This window comes from Bradyrhizobium sp. CCBAU 51765 (assembly GCF_015291725.1).
GTDB lineage: Bacteria > Pseudomonadota > Alphaproteobacteria > Rhizobiales > Xanthobacteraceae > Bradyrhizobium > Bradyrhizobium liaoningense.
Map to the genome: position 1 here is coordinate 2,305,226 of NZ_CP030038.1, position 16,249 is coordinate 2,321,474.

The window sequence follows — 16,249 nt, forward strand, 5'->3', positions numbered from 1 at the left end:
TGTCCTTGTGCATGACTGCTTCTTATGCGAGGGCGTCGACGTCGGCGCCTCTCGCAATTTCACGTAAATCTCTCAGGGTCATAGGGTGGGCACCATCTCGCTCCGTATCGGAGAGATCGTGGGCACGCTTCGCTTTGCCCACCCTACGCTAGCAGTGCACTCTTCGCTCAGCCGGGCCCCGCGCCTTGCGTCGCCGTGTACACCGCGTAGAGCGACTGGCTCGCCGCCATGAACAGGCGATTGCGTTTCGGACCGCCGAAGCAGACGTTGCCGCAGACTTCGGGCAGGCGGATGCGGCCGAGCAACTTGCCCTCCGGCGACCACACGGTCACGCCGCTGTAGCCGACGGAGCGGCCGGCATTGCTGGAGGCCCAGAGGTTGCCGTTGACGTCGCAGCGCAGGCCGTCCGGCCCGCACTTCACGCCGTCGATCACGCAATCGCTGAACTTCTTGAGGTTGGAGAGCTTGTTGTCGCTGCCGACGTCGAACACGAAGATCTCGCCCTTGCCGCCGGGGCCGGTGTCGCCCGGCCCCTTGCCGGTCGAGGCGATGTAGAGCTTCTTGTAGTCGGGCGAGAAGCAGAGCCCGTTCGGGTCAGGCACCTGGTCCTCGGTGACGACGAGGTCGATGCGGCCGGAAGGGTCGATGCGATAGCAGTTGGTCGGCAGCTCGCGTTTGCCCGGCACGAAACCGGCCGGCTGTCCGATCCGCGGATTGAGCTTGCCGCCTGCATTGCTCGGCCCGCCCGCGACGTCTGGCTCGCCCTCATAGAGCTGGCCGCCATAGGGCGGGTCGGTGAACCAGTAGCTGCCGTCGGGATGCGCGGCGACGTCGTTCGGCGAGTTCAGCTTCTTGCCCTGATAGGAGTCGGCGAGCACCGTGGCGGTGCCGTCGTGCTCGTAGCGCGTCACCCGCCGCGTCAGGTGCTCGCAGGAGAGCTGGCGGCCCTGGAAGTCGAAGGAGTTGCCGTTGGAATTGTTGGACGGCGAGCGGAACACGCTGACGCGGCCGTCGTCCTCGCTCCAGCGCATCTGCCGGTTGTTGGGAATGTCGCTCCACAGAAGATACCGGCCCTGCGCGCTCCACGCCGGGCCTTCGGCCCATAGCAGTCCGGTGTACAGACGCTTGATCGCGGTGTTGGGCTGGGCGAGATCGTTGAAGGAGGGATCGACCGCGATGATGTCGGGGTCCCAGAAGTAAGTGGTCGGCGCGCCGTGGGGGCCGAAATCGCGCGGCGGGCTTGTGATGGTGGTCGGCGGTGCGGCGGGCCCGGTCTGGGCCAGCGCGGGGCCCGCCAGCGTGGCCGCGGCGCCGAGCGCCAGCCCCCGGACCAGCGTTCGTCGTGAAAGCGCAGCATCCTGCGCACGCTGCTCCTGCTGAGGAGCCTCCTGGCGTGTCATCGTATCCTCCCGGTTATGTTCGGCCGGCCGGTTGATCCGGCCAAGCGAGGTGAAGGTTAGTCCGGTCCGCGTCCGGTTGCGAGGGGCGGGTTCGCAGCCCTCGCGCGATGCCGCGAGATCGCCGCAACGTTGCCGCATTGCGGCTGCGCAAAATGCGCGGCGACAATTCGCCTCGCCCTCTGACAAGAGGCGGTTTCGAGGCCTGTCAAGCCTTGACCTCACGCGTGATGCTGGCAGAACGGTGCGCGGGGCATTTTCCGGAGTTCACCGTGCTAGCCGTTGTTGCACTGCTCGTTGCGCTCGCCATCGCGTTCGCCGCCGGCTATTTCACCCGCGATCTGGTCTCCCGCAAACGTCGGGCGGAGGCGCGGCGTTGGCGCGAATATCACGAACCGGACTGGCTGCGCGCGGCCGCGCCCGCCAACACCAACGAGGCCGCGAAATCAAACGCGGTTGCGAAGGTCGCCACCGGCGAGCTCGGCCAGATGCTGGATCGCTGGGAGAGCAGGGCCCGCGCCCGCCGCGCGGGATAAGAGGCCGCGGATCTCTATGTCTGAGCCGCGGGCGTCTTCGCCGCGGTCGCCTTGCGCGTCTTGCCGACCGCCGATGTCGATCCCGCCTTGCGTTCTGCGTTATTTTCCTCCCGCAACAGATCGATGAAGGCGCGAAGCCCGGCCGTCATATGGCGGTGCCGGGGATAGTACAGTCGCAGGCCCGGGAATGGTGGCGTCCAATCGTCCAGCACGGCTTGCAGCGCGCCATCGGCGATGTGTTTCGCCACCCAGAAATCACTGACGAACGCGAGGCCCAGCCCGTCGAGCGCGGCTTCGACCATCAGCGCATCACTATCGAGCGTGAGCCTGCCCGGCACATCCATAGTGATTTCCTCCCCGCGCTTCTCGAACTCCCAACGATAGAGCTTGCCGCCCGGCATCCGCCTGCGGATACAGGCGTGATTGAGAAGATCCGAGGGCGACCGCGGCAATGGATTGCGTGCGAAATAATCCGGCGCGCCCACGACGAGGAAACGTGAGGCCGGACCGCAGGGAACGGAGACCATGTCCTGCGGCACGGCTTCGGCCAGCCGAATGCCGGCGTCGAACCCTTCCGCCACGATGTCGATGTGGCGCCCTTCCAGGACGAGCTCGACGTTCATGTCGGGATAGCGCCGCAGGAATTTGCCGACGACCGGGCGGAGGATCTGGTGCGCGGCGCGCTCCTTCAAATTGATGCGGAGCGTTCCGGTCGGCGTGTCGCGAAACTCGTTCACGTCTTCCATCGCACCGGCGATCTCGCGCAAGGCGGGACCGACCCGTGCGAGGAAGCGCTCACCCGCTTCCGACAACGAGACGCTGCGGGTGGTGCGATTGATGAGGCGGACGCCGAGCCGTTTTTCGAGTGTGGCGATCGCATGGCTCAGGGCCGAGGGCGAAATGCCGAGCTCGGTCGCGGCGGCGCGAAAACTGCGATGTGCCGAAATCGCGGCAACGGCGTTCAGCTCGAAAAGACCGGTGTGGAGCATTGTGCGATATTTTGCATCAGGTCATGCCATTTTATGCCGATTATTGCACTAATCAAGCCACCTATATTGGGCCCACAATCGTGACCCGAAAGACATCCCACATGGCAAAGACCTTTCTCATCACCGGCGTTTCCTCCGGCTTCGGCCGAGCATTGGCGGAGGCAGCGTTGAGCGGAGGCCACAATGTCGTTGGCACCGTGCGCAAGGACGCCGACAAGTCGGGCTTCGAGGCGCTCGGTCGCGGCGCGCATGCGGTGCTCCTCGACGTCACCGAGACCGGGGCGATAGCCCCTGCGGTTGCCGACATCGAAAGCCGGATCGGCGCGATCGACGTTCTCGTGAACAACGCGGGCTACGGCCACGAGGGCATCCTGGAAGAATCGTCCATCGACGATCTGCGGCGCCAGTTCGAGGTCAACGTGTTCGGTGCCGTGGCGATGATCCAGGCGGTGCTGCCTTTCATGCGCAAGCGCCGTGCCGGACATATTCTGAACGTCACGTCGATGGGCGGGATCATGACGCTGCCGGGCCTGAGCTATTACCACGGTAGCAAGTTTGCGCTGGAAGGGATCTCCGAATCCCTCGGCAAGGAAGTCAGGGAGCTCGGCATCAAGGTGACCGCGGTCGAGCCCGGCAGCTTCCGCACCGACTGGGCCGGACGATCGATGGTGAGGGCCGCACGATCGATCGGAGATTACAACGCGATCATCGATCCGATCCGCCAACGGCGCATGGAGCTGAGCGGCAAGCAGCTTGGCGATCCCAGCAAGGCCGCGCAGGCGATGCTGAAAGTCGCGCTGTCGGCCGATCCGCCGGCACATCTGCTGCTCGGCAGCGACGCCGTGCGGCTGGTGGACGAAAAGCTGAAATCGCTGCAGGCCGAGTTCGAGGCATGGAAAGCCGTTTCGCTTTCCACCGATATTGATGCGTGATGATGTGTGCCGTCGGCGGGCCCGGGTTTCGCGCCGGCCGTGAAACGGCCATTGGTATCCGCGCCGGAGCCCGCCCCAACCAGGTCAGCCATTCTGACTATCTTTTGGCGTTGCAGATGCGCCCGTTTCTCGTCTAGAAACGGCCGCATCAGGCCTCTCCCGGAAACCAACCGTCAATGGTTTTGACCGAGGATTTGAGGCTCAACAGGGTCTGGCAATGCTGATTCGCGGCCAAATCGAGGGGATTTCGGGGGAGGTGGCTCTGGCCGCCGCCACGACCCCGGCCGCGTTGCTGCCCACCCTCCTTATTGGCGGCCTCCTTCTTACTTGCCCCTGAGGGCCGGCTGGGCGCCACGCGCCTGGGCGCTCAGGGGTTGGTCGAGATCACCGGACACCTCAAGCGCCAAGGGACTAAAAGGTCTGAACGGCGCAAACGCTCAAAAGGAAATTTCGTAATGGCCACCCAGAACAAGTCCGACAAGGACCGCGTCATCATTTTCGACACCACGCTGCGCGACGGCGAGCAATGCCCCGGTGCCACCATGACCTTCGAGGAGAAGCTCGAGGTTGCGGAGCTGCTGGACGATATGGGCGTCGACGTCATCGAGGCCGGCTTCCCGATCACCTCCGAGGGCGACTTCCAGGCCGTCAGCGAGATCGCCCGCCGCTCCAAGAACGCGGTCATCGCCGGCCTCTCGCGCGCCCATCCCGCCGACATCGACCGCTGCGCCGAGGCGGTGAAATTCGCCAAGCGCGGCCGGGTCCACACCGTGATCGCAACCTCGCCGCTGCATATGCGGGTGAAGCTGAACAAGACCCCGGAGCAGGTGATCGAGACCTCGGTCGCCATGGTCGCGCGCGCCCGCAACCAGATCGACGACGTCGAATGGTCGGCGGAAGACGGCACCCGCAGCGAGATGGACTTCCTGTGCCGCATCGTCGAGGCCGTGATCAAGGCCGGTGCCACCACGGTGAACATCCCCGACACCGTCGGCTACACGGTGCCGGAGGAATACACCCACTTCATGAGGACGCTGATCGAGCGCGTGCCGAACTCGGACAAGGCCGTGTTCTCGGTGCACTGCCATAACGATCTCGGCATGGCGGTCGCGAACTCGCTGGCCGGCATCGTCGGCGGCGCGCGCCAGGTCGAGTGCACCATCAACGGCATCGGCGAGCGCGCCGGCAATGCCGCGCTCGAAGAGATCGTGATGGCGATCAACGTGCGCAACGACAAATTTCCCTACTGGAACAAGATCGACACCACGCAGCTGACCCGCGCCTCGAAACTGGTATCGGCGGCGACCTCGTTTCCCGTCCAGTACAACAAGGCGATCGTCGGCCGGAATGCCTTCGCGCATGAGAGCGGCATCCACCAGGACGGCGTGCTGAAGGACGCTTCCACCTACGAGATCATGCGGCCGGAAATGGTCGGCCTGAAGCAGTCCTCGCTGGTGCTCGGCAAGCACTCCGGCCGTCATGCCTTCGTGCACAAGCTGGAGGAGATGGGCTACAAGCTCGGCCCGAACCAGCTGGAAGATGCGTTCACGCGGATGAAGGCGCTGGCCGATCGCAAGAAGGACATCTACGACGAGGACATCGAGGCGCTGGTCGACGAGGAGATGGCGGCCTCGCACGACCGCATCAAGCTGACCTCGTTGACCGTGATCGCCGGCACCCATGGTCCGCAGCGCGCGACCATGAAGCTCGACGTCGACGGCCAGATCAAGATCGAGGAGGCCGAGGGCAACGGTCCCGTCGACGCCGTGTTCAACTGCATCAAGCGCCTGGTGCCGCACGAGGCGAAGCTGGAGCTGTATCAGGTCCACGCCGTCACCGAAGGGACCGACGCGCAGGCCGAAGTCTCGGTGCGGCTGTCGCAGGACGGCCGTTCGATGACGGCACGCGCGGCGGATCCGGATACGCTGGTGGCCTCGGCCAAGGCCTATCTCGGCGCGCTCAACAAGATCGTCATGAAGCGCCAGCGCGACACCGTGACGACGGCGGCGGCGAGCTGACGAGCGAAGCTTGTCGTTCCGGAGGGGCCGAAGGACCAGCCCCGGAATTTCGAAATTCCGGATTCGGTCCCGTGGACCGGCTCCGGAACGACCGCCGGGGAGATGGCTGCCCTGCTAACGGCCAATAGCCCCTGGCGATGCCGGTCTGTATGAATGCAGCCGGCATGAGGACAGGCCGCTCGGCATGCCGGGCGGCCCAATAACACCAGGGAGAGATTATGCGCACCTTCGCGATCGCCGCGTCCATGGCGGTACTGGCACTTGGCCTGACCGGGCCGGCACTGGCCCAATCGCCAATCATCATCAAGTTCAGCCACGTCGTCGCCACCGACACGCCGAAGGGCAAGGGGGCGGAGAAATTCAAGGAGCTTGCCGAGAAATACACCGGCGGCAAGGTCAAGGTCGAGGTCTACCCGAACTCGACGCTGTACAAGGACAAGGAGGAGCTTGAGGCGCTCCAGCTCGGCAGCGTGCAGATGCTGGCACCGTCCAACTCCAAGTTCGGGCCGCTCGGCATTCGCGAGTTCGAGGTGTTCGATCTGCCCTATATCCTGCCCGACCTGAAGACGCTGCGGAAGGTGACGGAAGGCCCGCTCGGCACCAAGCTGCTCAAGCTGCTGGATGCCAAGGGCATCACCGGCCTTGCCTATTGGGATAACGGCTTCAAGCAGATGAGCGCCAACAAGAAGCTGGTGACGCCCGCCGACTATCAGGGCGTCAAATTCCGCATCCAGTCCTCGCGCGTGATCCAGGCCCAGTTCAAGTCGCTCGGCTCGTTGCCGCAGGTGATGGCGTTCTCGGAAGTCTATCAGGCACTCCAGACCGGCGTGGTCGACGGCCAGGAGAACACCTGGTCGAACATCTACACCCAGAAGATGCACGAGGTTCAGAAGTACATCACCGAAACCAACCACGGCTATATCGGCTACGTCGTGATCGTGAACAAGAAATTCTGGGACGATCTGCCGGCCGACATCCGCGACCAGCTTTCCAAGGCGATGAAGGAGGCGACCGCGTTCAGCAACGCGCAGTCGCAGAAGGAGAACGAGGACGCGCTGGCCGAGATCAAGAAGAGCGGCAAGAGCGAGATCATCAAGCTCACGCCGGAGCAGGACGAGGCGATGCGCAAGGCGATGGAGCCGGTCTACAAGGACGCCGCAAGCCGCGTCGGCCAGTCGCTGATCGACGAGTTCCAGAAGGAAGCGAAGAGCACGACGAACTGATCCTGACGGACGATGAATGATGAACGAAGGCTTCCGTGCGGTCCGCACGGAAGCCTTTTTGTTGCGAATGATTTCCGATCGCGGCTGGAGGTAAAATCGGCCGTTACATCTTCGTAACAACGCGCTCCCTGTCCAAGTTGTAAGTTGCGCGTCAGCCGCGCCGCGCTCATCCTCGATGCATCCTTCCAGAGGAGGTTCGTATGAGGAAATTCACCATCGCAGCCATCGCCGTGCTCAGCATCGCCGGCTCGGGCGCGGTCTATGCCCAATATCATCGCCCGTGGATGGAGCACGTCCGCCACATGCGCATGAACCCCGAGGACCGCGCCGCCCTCGTCGATGCGCGGATCGCCGCCGTCCATGCCGGGCTGAAGCTCAACGCCGATCAGGAGAAGCTGTGGCCGCCGGTCGAGGCCGCCGTGCGGGACTTCGCCAAGCTGCGCATCGATGGCGCCAATGCCCGGATGAATGCCGGGCCGGGCGATGCCGACAGGGCCGAGGATCCGATCGCCCGCCTGCGCCAGCGCGCCGAGGACATGGGCGCCAGCTCTGCCGCCCTGAAGAAGATCGCCGATGCCGCCGATCCGCTCTACAAGACCCTGGACGAGGGCCAGAAACGGCGCCTCGCGGTGCTGACCCGCCACCGCGGCCCGTTCGGCGGCGGCGAAGACGGCCCGCGGCACCGCCATTTCATGGAGCGCATGGACCGCATGATGGATCGGGGCATGGACCACTTCCACCACGACCGTTTCGACCGTGACGGCGGTCCGGATCGGGACCGCGAGGGCCGGCTCTGAGCGGCTCGGGTTTCCGGCCGTTAACCCTGGCGAAGCCGCTGGATTCCAGCGGCTTTTCGCTTTTTGCGACCTGCGGAAGAAACCTCGGCAATCCCTTGGAAAACCTTCACCGGATCGCTTGCCAGACCCGGATCGCTTTGCTAAACGACCGGCCTCGCAAGGCTTTAGCCGCCTTTCGGGCGCATAGCTCAGTTGGTAGAGCAGCTGACTCTTAATCAGCGGGTCCCAGGTTCGAGCCCTGGTGCGCCCACCAAGCAAATCAAGCACTTACAGCAGTGCGCACCAGAACGGACCAGTCGGTTTGACGTCCGGTTTGAGAAATTTGTTCGTCGTCCGTACGCCAAGTTGAAGGATGGCGGAATGGCTGCGCGTTACCACAGCGGCTAACTCGTTCCCCGGCGGCGTGGAGCGCTCTCTCACGCAAAAGCCTTGGCGACCGAGGACGCCTTCACCTGGAATCGATCCACATCCCAAACTCACTGTTCCTACCCGTATACTTCACTCAATTTCTTGATCGCTGACTCGGCGAGTTCGAGCCGGCCGCCCAGGTAGTGCGCATCGAGAATCTCCTGCACCGTCTTCATCGAATGGCCAGTTATCGAGGCGATCTCCGGAACCGAGCAATTCGATAGCGCGAGGCGCGTAACGGCAGTGCCGCGCAAATCATGGAAGTGCAGATCCTTCAGCGACGTTTTCTTGAAAGCCTTGTCCCAGCTCGTCCTGAAACCGTCCTCCGTCCATGGCCGGCCGAACGAGTTGACCAATATAGTCACGGCCGAGCGCTCTTCCTTCAACGCAGCGTCAAGCGCAGCCTTCAGCGGCGGTCCCACCGGTATGGTTACACGGCGCCGGCCCTTGTTGCCGCGTCCCTTCGATTGGCGCATCCGGATATACGTGCCATCGTAATCTTTCCAGGTTAGGCGCAGCAGGTCTCCTTGGCGCTGACCTGTCCATAATGCGAGCGGGAGAGCGGCTTGCAGCTCAACCGACGCCACGCCACAAAAGGCCCGGATGTCCTCGGCCGACCAAACTATCTCAGACCGGTCAGATTCATAAAGCCGACCGCCACGCTCGCAGACGTTCACTGAGATCCTGCCACGATCCTTTGCAACGGACAGAACACGCGCAATCGTCGTCCAGATATAATCCGCCTTGCGTGGCGTGTCGGAAAATGAATCCCGAAACTCCTTGAAGTCGCCCCGTGCGCGTTTGTCCTCGATGGCGCCAATCGGCATCGAACCGAACCTAGTTTCAATAAGCTTGAGGTATCCGTCGTAAGCGCGCTTACTCTTGTCACCGATACAATCCCCCGGCAAAACGCGACCCGATGTAGCGAATTTCTGGTTCAGGACACTAGACTCGAACCGTCTCCCGGCCGGGGCGGCCCGCGAATGCGCCGAACTGCGCGGCGCGCGGTCCGGAAACCACGAAACCCCGTCCGGCACGACCGAGTTCATTCCACTTCAACAGTGACGTTGCACTCCCCGTTCGTCCGACCGCGACCGGCTGCGGTCGCTCCGGTACAAGCAGGGCGTCAAATTCCCGAAACGAGGAATCGAGCGAGTCGAACGCGGTGCGGATGAGCAGGTTGTTGGTGATCGACCAGATCAGCAGGACTGTGAAAAGAAGGCCGATGACGGTCGCAATCCTCCTCGGAATGAACCGCTGCATCCGGCTGGAGAGAAGCCGGTTGCCAGCTTGAACGATTGAGCCAGCCCGAGCAGCGCCAAAAACTTGATGAGCGCGATGCCGGTGAGTTTGAGAGGATGGGCCCTTTTCAACCGGCTGCCATTCCGCGGCCCGCCAGAGAAACAGGCTTATCGTCACGATCCGATCGCTGCGCAGGTTCCGGGCGGCCGGCGAGCGGCATCGACAGGCGCAATCGAGAGATCGGTCATTTCGGACCGATCTCCTTGTAGATGATACCGTCCTTCATGATGACGATGAACTTGTTCGCGGGGTCAGCGATGAGGCTGATGTCCTCCAGTGGATTGCCGTCGACGAGCAGGAGATCGGCCAGCGCACCTTCTTCGACCACGCCGATTTTGCCGGGATAGGGATTGCGTGCGCCGGAGAGCGCGAGCAGCTCTCCGTTGGCCGAGGTCGCCATGGCCAGTGCTTCCGCAGGAGCAAACCATCGCGTGAGATCCACGATTCCCTGGCCCTGATGCTCGGCCAACGCCTTGGAGAAGAGAATGTCGGTCCCGAAGGCAACCTTGATGTTGAACTTCTTGACCAGCCCGTACATGGTCTCGGTGCCCGCGACGACCTGGCGCATCTGCGCCTGTTGCGTCGGAGGGAGCGCGGCCGCGCCGCCGAGGTCCACGAATGGCTGCGTGCTCAGCCAGATGTTCTTCTCTGCTATGAGGCGGGCGGTCGGCTCATCCATGAGGTGGCCATGTTCGATCACTTTGACGCCCGCCTCGATGGAACGCCGAATGGCACCTGGTGTATACGCGTGGGTCGCCACATACGTCCCCCAACTCGTTGCCGCTTCAACTGCCGCCCGCAATTCCGCTTCGGTGAAGGTGGTCACATCGAGTGGACTGAAAGGAGAGGCCACACCCCCACCCGCTGTCAGCTTGATCTGGGACGCGCCCTGCATGAGTTGCTCGCGCGCGCGCTTTCGAATCTCGTCCGGGTTATCTGCGACGATACTCCCGCCAAGCTGTTCGACCCGGCTCGTTCCGCCAATGCTCTGTGGCAATTCCCAGAGCTCACGGAAGTCCCCATGGCCGCCGGTGACCGTGATTACGGCGCCTGATGGATAGATGCGAGGGCCGGGAAGGAGACCTTCGTCGATCGCGCGCTTGAGCGCGAAGGCGGGACCGCCCATGTCCCTGACGCTCGTAAACCCGCGCATCAGCGTGGCGGTGGCCTCCGCGCCCGCCAGCAGCGTGGTATAGCCCAGGTCGTTCGCCAGCATCTGAGCAGGGGTCGGACGAACCATCATCGTATGCCAATGCATGTCGCTGAGGCCGGGCATCAGCACGCGTCCACCGCCTGCAATGATGCGGGTATCCGCACGCCGATCGACCGGAATGTCGGTGGTTGCAATCCGCTCGATGAGGTTGCCTCGAACGAGGACGTTCGACGGCGCGGAAAGCGCTTGGCTCTTCCCATCAAAGATACGGACGTTCTCGAAAAGCGTCACCGCCGAGCGTTCCTGCGCCGCGGCGGTATTGAGGGTCGTCCATGTCGCGAGGATAATGAAAGCGGCTCTGGCTCTTTGCATCTGCGGGACTCCCCTTGGACGTATCTCGTCATCTCGTGTCGCGCGAGCTCTCCGGTTGAACTCGTCCAAGAGAGCATGACGGCGCGTGAGATGGGCTCGACAGGTAATTTGAGCGCGGGAAAATACGGTGTCGTTGGACGGAAACCCTACAGGTCGCCCCCGTCTCGCGCATCGGGGATTCTCTGTAGATGGAACGGGCAGGAATTGCCTCGGCGAATTCGCAAGGTCCCCCGGTATCAGCCACGGCTCTGCACGCTGCGGATTAAGCCGGCGCGACTCCAGTGATAAACAGCGTCCGGTCCCCGCCGATCAATTGATGAACAGACCAGAGACGATCGGGAATCCGCTGAATGATATCAGGGCTTTCTAGGATAACGCACTGAATGATAGCCGATATCGTCGACGAATCAGCGGCGGATAACTCCGCGCGAGCAGAGCGTGGTTCGGCTCATTGCAGAGCGACACACCAATAGATCCATCAGTGCGACACTGAAGGTGCGCGTGAAGACGGTTGAGACGCACCGCGCATCGGCCATGCGCAAGCTGGGGACGTCGTCGACAGCCGAGCTTGTCCGCTACGCGATTCGCAAGAAGTTGGTCGGGCTCTGATGCACGTGATCGACGAGCGCAATATGATGCGAGTACTGATCCTGCTCTTTCTAAACCATGATCCGGAAAAGTGCGCATCGGCTTTCCGAGAAGATCATGCTTAAACAACAACCTAAAGCGCGATGACGGTTCTTCCTAATCGCATCGCGGTTTGGTCGGCCTTGCGACAACGATCTCCGTTGCCGAGGTCTTGGCACAGAAACACGCCGCGCGGATCGCCGTTTCAGGTGCCAGATACTCATTGATACGATAGCATGTGGCGCGCGGAGCGCGAGATGCCGAGATATTGGGGCATATCGATCGCCGATCAGGGCGATGCCCCCCGCAGCTCAAAACGATCCGAAAATCGAACCCAGGACGAGGACGGCGACAAGCGCGATGATGCAGCTGACGATCACCGTCATTACCATGTCCAGATAACTCTCACGGTGAGTAAGACCGCTGATTTGCAGCAACAGCAACACCGTGCCGTTGTGGGGAAGCGCGTCCAGGGTACCTGCGCTCATCGTCGTTATGCGATGCATCAACTCGGGATCGATATGATACTCAGTGGCAAGATCCATGAAGTCAGCGCCAAATGCATTGAGCACAATCGCCATGCCGCCCGAAGCAGTTCCGGTCAAGGCAGCCAGCACATTCATGGAGAGTGCCAATGAGACCAGTGGTCCTCCCTGAACCGAGAATACCGCATCGCGGACTAGCGCAAATGCCGGCACTGCTGCAACGACCGCGCCGAAGCCGACGAGACTGGCGATCATCAGCATCGGCATGGCGGCAGAGTTCGCGCCCGCGTCGAGAGTTTCGCGCACAGACGGCAAGCGTCGAAAGTTGATGAGAATGACCGTCAGATTTGCCAGCGCGAGAGCCACCAAAACTGACCAGACGCCGGAGACTGCCCCGATCGTAATATCGCCCCAGCGAGGCTCGGACAGGTACGAGAAATCGAGCCGCGGGAATATGACGAGCGCCATCAGGAAATTGGTGACGATAACGACGACGATGGGCAGTATGGCCAGGACGAAGGGCGGCCCGCTCTCGGCCGGCTTGCCATGCTCCAACTCGGCAGGATCGAAGTCACCCGCCGGCGCCGCTTGCTCGCGGACCATCTCATTGACGACAGGCGCGGTTACTGCCTCGCCAGCGTAGCCTTCGCCAGCTTTGCGCGCTGCAGCCTCGGCACGGCCAAGCCACCACATGCCGAAAGCGATGATGATAGCCGACGCGATGAGACTCAGCCCGGGGGCCGCAAAAGTGGTGGTGCCGAAATATGGCATCGGAATCGCGTTATTGACCGAGGGCGTTCCCGGCATCACCGACATCGTGAAGGTGAATGCACCGAGTCCGACCGCTGCCGGTATCAATCGGCGCGGCAGATTCGCTGCCCGGAACATCTCGTGAGCCAGCGGGGCGAGCACGAAGAATGCGACGAACACGCTCACGCCGCCATAGGTCACGATCGCCGAGGCTGCTACCACCGCGAGCATCGTGTGGCCGGCTCCCAATTTCTTGGTCAAGTACTGCGCGATCGCGCTGACCGAGCCGCTGTCGCCCATGAACTTGCCGAACAATCCGCCAAGCAGAAACAGTGGGAACCATTGCGCCACAAATCGCGCCGCTCCCGGCATGAAGGTCTGCGTCCAGTGAGCGAGCAGCGGTTCCCCCGAGAACATGGCCACGATGAGCGCCGCGATTGGAGACACCAGCAGGATACTCCACCCGCGGTAGGCGAGCCACATGAGGAGAGCTAAGCCGAGCAGTACGCCAAAGAGTCCCATGATTAGCTTCTCCGATGAATCCGAGGTCCAGGAGGGAGCCGTCGCTGTCTTGCTCACGCACCGCCTCATGAAAATCAGGCAGGCTTTTCCACATCGTGCACTACGGCGGATACTGGCTCGAGGCGTTGCCGGGGCAGCAGGAAGAGCCAAGTCACCAGGACGAAAGGTGCCGTCAGGGCCGGGATGGCGAACGGGGACAGCGCAACGTTCAAGGCTGACTGGACGATGACCGTGAACATCGTGCCAAGGGCGGTGTAGACTACGACTCGCCAACTCGGCTGATAGAAGACGGTGCCAAGCGCGATCGCCGTCAGGACCGGGCTGAACCCGAGGAGACCGCCGGTGATCAGGTCGCTCTCCGCGCCGAAAAGATGGGCTGTCAGTACGGCCAAGATCGCGCCCCCAAGAGCGAAACCCGCGGCCGCGAGCGAGCTCACGACGAGCCCCGCAAACAGGAGCAGCGCGGCGATGCTGCTGGCCTTCAGGAAGACCTGCGAGATGCTGAGGAACACGCCTTGGACGAGATCAATCAGCTGGAGCGGACTTCCTTGGTAGGGCTGGAAGACGGTAACAACCCTGCCGGTCGGCAGTGCTGCTCCCGCGAGGCCGGAAAATCCATATGTGGCCAGCAAAAGAAGCCAAGTTGTGAGCACGAACGGAAATGTGAGAGCGCCGCCCCACGGCTTGACGGCGTTGGTTGTCCCCAGCATCACGACGACGGATACGACCGCTCCCAGTATCACATACACCCAAAGCAGCAGCCCGGGAGCCAGGAACGTCGCCAGCGCAAGGCCGACGAGGATGCCGTTGAAGCCATATAGTCCAGCATGGAGCGAGTCGGTATCGACGTGAAGCAGCTCCGCGGTCAGGTTCGCCGCGACGACCGCTACGATGCCCGCAATTGCCACGCGTGGAGCGCCGGATGCATATGATGCCCAAGAAATTGCAGCAAGGAAGAGCATCCCGGTCAGCGGGTTGTTCTGAAACATAACTTGCCCGATGCTGCGCAGATTGATGTCCAGGAACCGTAACATGCCGGAGGATCCGCAGAGGTTCTCCCACCCCGCCAAGATCTTTTCCATTGCTGCCTCCTCGAACGTGCAGTCACTGCTATGGGCGGTCAATTGCCGGTGCCCGCTAGCGCCAGAGATACGGCGGAGGTAGTGCGGCCCCGATGATTTCCTCGCGGACCACTGCCCAAAACTCGCGAACCTTGGCCTTCACTTGCGCGGTCTCGCGGCCCAGCACCTTGAACACCAGCCCGGCGTCATTGGGCAGGCGACACGCGCCGAACGCCAGGTTGTTCACGAGGTCCACATCGGCGCCGGTCCGCTCGTGGATCCGCTCGGCCTTGTCCTTGGGGACACACAGAATCACGTTGGCGAACACGTCGAAGGCGTCCATCACGCCGGTCTGCCGCATCGCATATCGCTGCGGCTCGATGACCAGCTTCTCTGCAAACAGGACACGACCATCGGGGCGCGCGCCGGACGTCGCAATCGACAAGATGGTGGCGCCGAAGCATTCGTCTGGATGATGGTGCTTGCGGCCGGGCTGAATGATCTCGGACATAAGCAGCGTGGCCGAAGGTGCCACCAAGATCTGCGTATCGCTGAGATAACGCGAATGCCGATGCGGGATCACGGGATCTGGAAGAAATTCCAGGTAGGCATCATCGGCTAGCGTGATGGTCTGGCTCTGCGCCGCATAGTTGGCGTCCATCGCGTGGATCTTGGTCGCAGATTGCGAGGTGATGTGCGCCTGCGCCCGCGGAGCGAGGGTGATGTCGAGGGTGAGCCTGTCTCCCTGCAGCACGCAACCTGTCGTCGTGATCAGGAAAAGGCAGGCCAGACCTGGCATTTCTTCGTCGCAATAAAGCGCGCGTTGCACCATGTAGGGCGCGCGCCGCTCCAGCTTCGCCAGAACAGTTTGACCAGAGCGGTGCTCCAGACCCAGGCGCAGGAAACCCGTCTTGCCGACCGCCCCGCTCCTCATCTGCGGCGGCTCGTCCTGGAACGGGGCAAACTCCGGGCTCGATGCAGCGATGGCTTCGGCGCGGGCCCAAGGAAAGCTCGCGGGTATCATGCCGGACGCCGTAGCTGCCGTTGGACATCGAACAGGAATTCCCGCTCGATCAGCGCGACCAATTCGGGAATGCCTTCCCCCGTCTTGCAGTTCGTGAACAGGAACGGCTTGAGGCCACGCATCATCTGCGAATCCCGCTTCATGACCTCGAGGCTGGCTCCTACGTAGGGCGCAAGATCGGTCTTGTTGATGACCAGGACGTCCGAGTACGTGATGCCGGGACCGTTCTTTCGTGGAATCTTGTCGCCTGCGGCGACGTCGATCACGTAGATGAAGTAGTCCACCAGCGCCGGAGAGAATGTCAGCGTCAGATTATCGCCTCCACTTTCGATCAGCACCACATCGCTGTCCGGAAAGCGCCGCTCCATGTCCTCGACGGCCGCGAGGTTCATGCTGGGGTCTTCACGGACCGCAGTATGCGGGCATGCCCCCGTCTCGACGCCGAGGATGCGCTCCTGGACCAAAATGCCCTTGAGCGTGCGCTGGACGTGCTTGGCGTCCTCGGTCGTGACCACGTCATTCGTGATGATGAGCACTTTGATGCCGAGATCGAGCAGACGGGGCGTGATGGCTTCCACGATCGCGGTCTTCCCTGATCCGACCGGGCCGCCGATGCCGATGCGCGTGATGTTCTTCGACATTCGGAGCTCCAT

General features: G+C 62.6%; 14 protein-coding genes, 1 tRNA gene and 1 pseudogene. 7 read left to right on the forward strand and 9 right to left on the reverse strand.

What is annotated here, in order from left to right; translation table 11 throughout:
* Positions 1-167: 167 nt before the first annotated feature.
* Positions 168-1,400 (reverse strand): SMP-30/gluconolactonase/LRE family protein, encoded by a 1,233-nt coding sequence (locus XH96_RS10870; protein WP_194392487.1) that lies wholly within the window; start codon positions 1,398-1,400, stop codon positions 168-170.
* Between the two features lie 269 nt (positions 1,401-1,669).
* On the opposite strand from XH96_RS10870, the gene XH96_RS10875 reads away from it, so the two are divergent.
* On the forward strand, positions 1,670-1,933 hold the full coding sequence (locus XH96_RS10875) for a hypothetical protein (RefSeq protein ID WP_194392488.1): 264 nt from the start codon (positions 1,670-1,672) through the stop codon (positions 1,931-1,933).
* Between the two features lie 14 nt (positions 1,934-1,947).
* Here the strand turns inward: XH96_RS10875 and XH96_RS10880 are convergent, their stop codons facing one another.
* Entirely contained in the window at positions 1,948-2,922 is a 975-nt protein-coding gene (locus tag XH96_RS10880; protein ID WP_194392489.1) for a LysR family transcriptional regulator, read from the reverse strand.
* A gap of 101 nt (positions 2,923-3,023) precedes the next feature.
* On the opposite strand from XH96_RS10880, the gene XH96_RS10885 reads away from it, so the two are divergent.
* The 5 genes from XH96_RS10885 to XH96_RS10905 all read left to right on the forward strand — a co-directional run bounded on the left by XH96_RS10885 (position 3,024) and on the right by XH96_RS10905 (position 8,145).
* A complete protein-coding gene (locus tag XH96_RS10885; RefSeq protein WP_194394096.1) occupies positions 3,024-3,854 on the forward strand; it encodes an oxidoreductase in 831 nt (276 codons plus the stop codon).
* A 455-nt stretch (positions 3,855-4,309) separates the two neighbouring features.
* The gene (locus XH96_RS10890; protein ID WP_194392490.1) at positions 4,310-5,872 is read left to right on the forward strand and encodes a 2-isopropylmalate synthase; all 1,563 of its coding nucleotides are present in this window, start codon (positions 4,310-4,312) and stop codon (positions 5,870-5,872) included.
* Positions 5,873-6,090: 218 nt separating this feature from the next.
* On the forward strand, positions 6,091-7,095 hold the full coding sequence (locus tag XH96_RS10895; protein WP_194392491.1) for a TRAP transporter substrate-binding protein: 1,005 nt from the start codon (positions 6,091-6,093) through the stop codon (positions 7,093-7,095).
* Between the two features lie 200 nt (positions 7,096-7,295).
* Positions 7,296-7,892: a Spy/CpxP family protein refolding chaperone gene (locus tag XH96_RS10900; RefSeq protein ID WP_194392492.1), complete on the forward strand. Its 597-nt coding sequence runs from the start codon at positions 7,296-7,298 to the stop codon at positions 7,890-7,892.
* A gap of 177 nt (positions 7,893-8,069) precedes the next feature.
* Positions 8,070-8,145: transfer RNA gene (locus XH96_RS10905), tRNA-Lys, on the forward strand.
* 232 nt (positions 8,146-8,377) lie between these two features.
* Here the strand turns inward: XH96_RS10905 and XH96_RS10910 are convergent.
* The 3 genes from XH96_RS10910 to XH96_RS10920 all read right to left on the reverse strand — a co-directional run bounded on the left by XH96_RS10910 (position 8,378) and on the right by XH96_RS10920 (position 11,127).
* Entirely contained in the window at positions 8,378-9,127 is a 750-nt protein-coding gene (locus XH96_RS10910; protein ID WP_246790042.1) for a tyrosine-type recombinase/integrase, read from the reverse strand.
* Between the two features lie 118 nt (positions 9,128-9,245).
* Positions 9,246-9,719, reverse strand: coding sequence for an alpha/beta-hydrolase N-terminal domain-containing protein (locus XH96_RS10915; protein ID WP_194392494.1), 474 nt, complete (start codon positions 9,717-9,719; stop codon positions 9,246-9,248).
* A gap of 67 nt (positions 9,720-9,786) precedes the next feature.
* Entirely contained in the window at positions 9,787-11,127 is a 1,341-nt protein-coding gene (locus tag XH96_RS10920) for an amidohydrolase family protein (protein ID WP_194392495.1), read from the reverse strand.
* 417 nt (positions 11,128-11,544) lie between these two features.
* On the opposite strand from XH96_RS10920, the pseudogene XH96_RS10925 reads away from it, so the two are divergent.
* Positions 11,545-11,736: pseudogene (locus XH96_RS10925) on the forward strand (response regulator transcription factor); the annotation flags it as partial.
* Between the two features lie 329 nt (positions 11,737-12,065).
* On the opposite strand, the gene XH96_RS10930 reads toward XH96_RS10925, so the two are convergent.
* From XH96_RS10930 to ureG, 4 genes are all read right to left on the reverse strand, one after another.
* A complete protein-coding gene (locus XH96_RS10930; RefSeq protein ID WP_194392496.1) occupies positions 12,066-13,511 on the reverse strand; it encodes a GntP family permease in 1,446 nt (481 codons plus the stop codon).
* Between the two features lie 74 nt (positions 13,512-13,585).
* Positions 13,586-14,593, reverse strand: coding sequence for an urea transporter (yut, locus tag XH96_RS10935; RefSeq protein WP_194392497.1), 1,008 nt, complete (start codon positions 14,591-14,593; stop codon positions 13,586-13,588).
* A 55-nt stretch (positions 14,594-14,648) separates the two neighbouring features.
* Positions 14,649-15,596 carry an urease accessory protein UreD gene (locus XH96_RS10940; RefSeq protein WP_194392498.1) on the reverse strand — a complete coding sequence of 316 codons (948 nt, stop codon included), beginning with the start codon at positions 15,594-15,596 and terminating at the stop codon, positions 14,649-14,651.
* Positions 15,593-16,237, reverse strand: coding sequence for an urease accessory protein UreG (gene ureG, locus XH96_RS10945; RefSeq protein ID WP_194392499.1), 645 nt, complete (start codon positions 16,235-16,237; stop codon positions 15,593-15,595). Before ureG ends, XH96_RS10940 begins: the two co-directional genes overlap by 4 nt.
* Positions 16,238-16,249 lie beyond the last annotated feature (12 nt).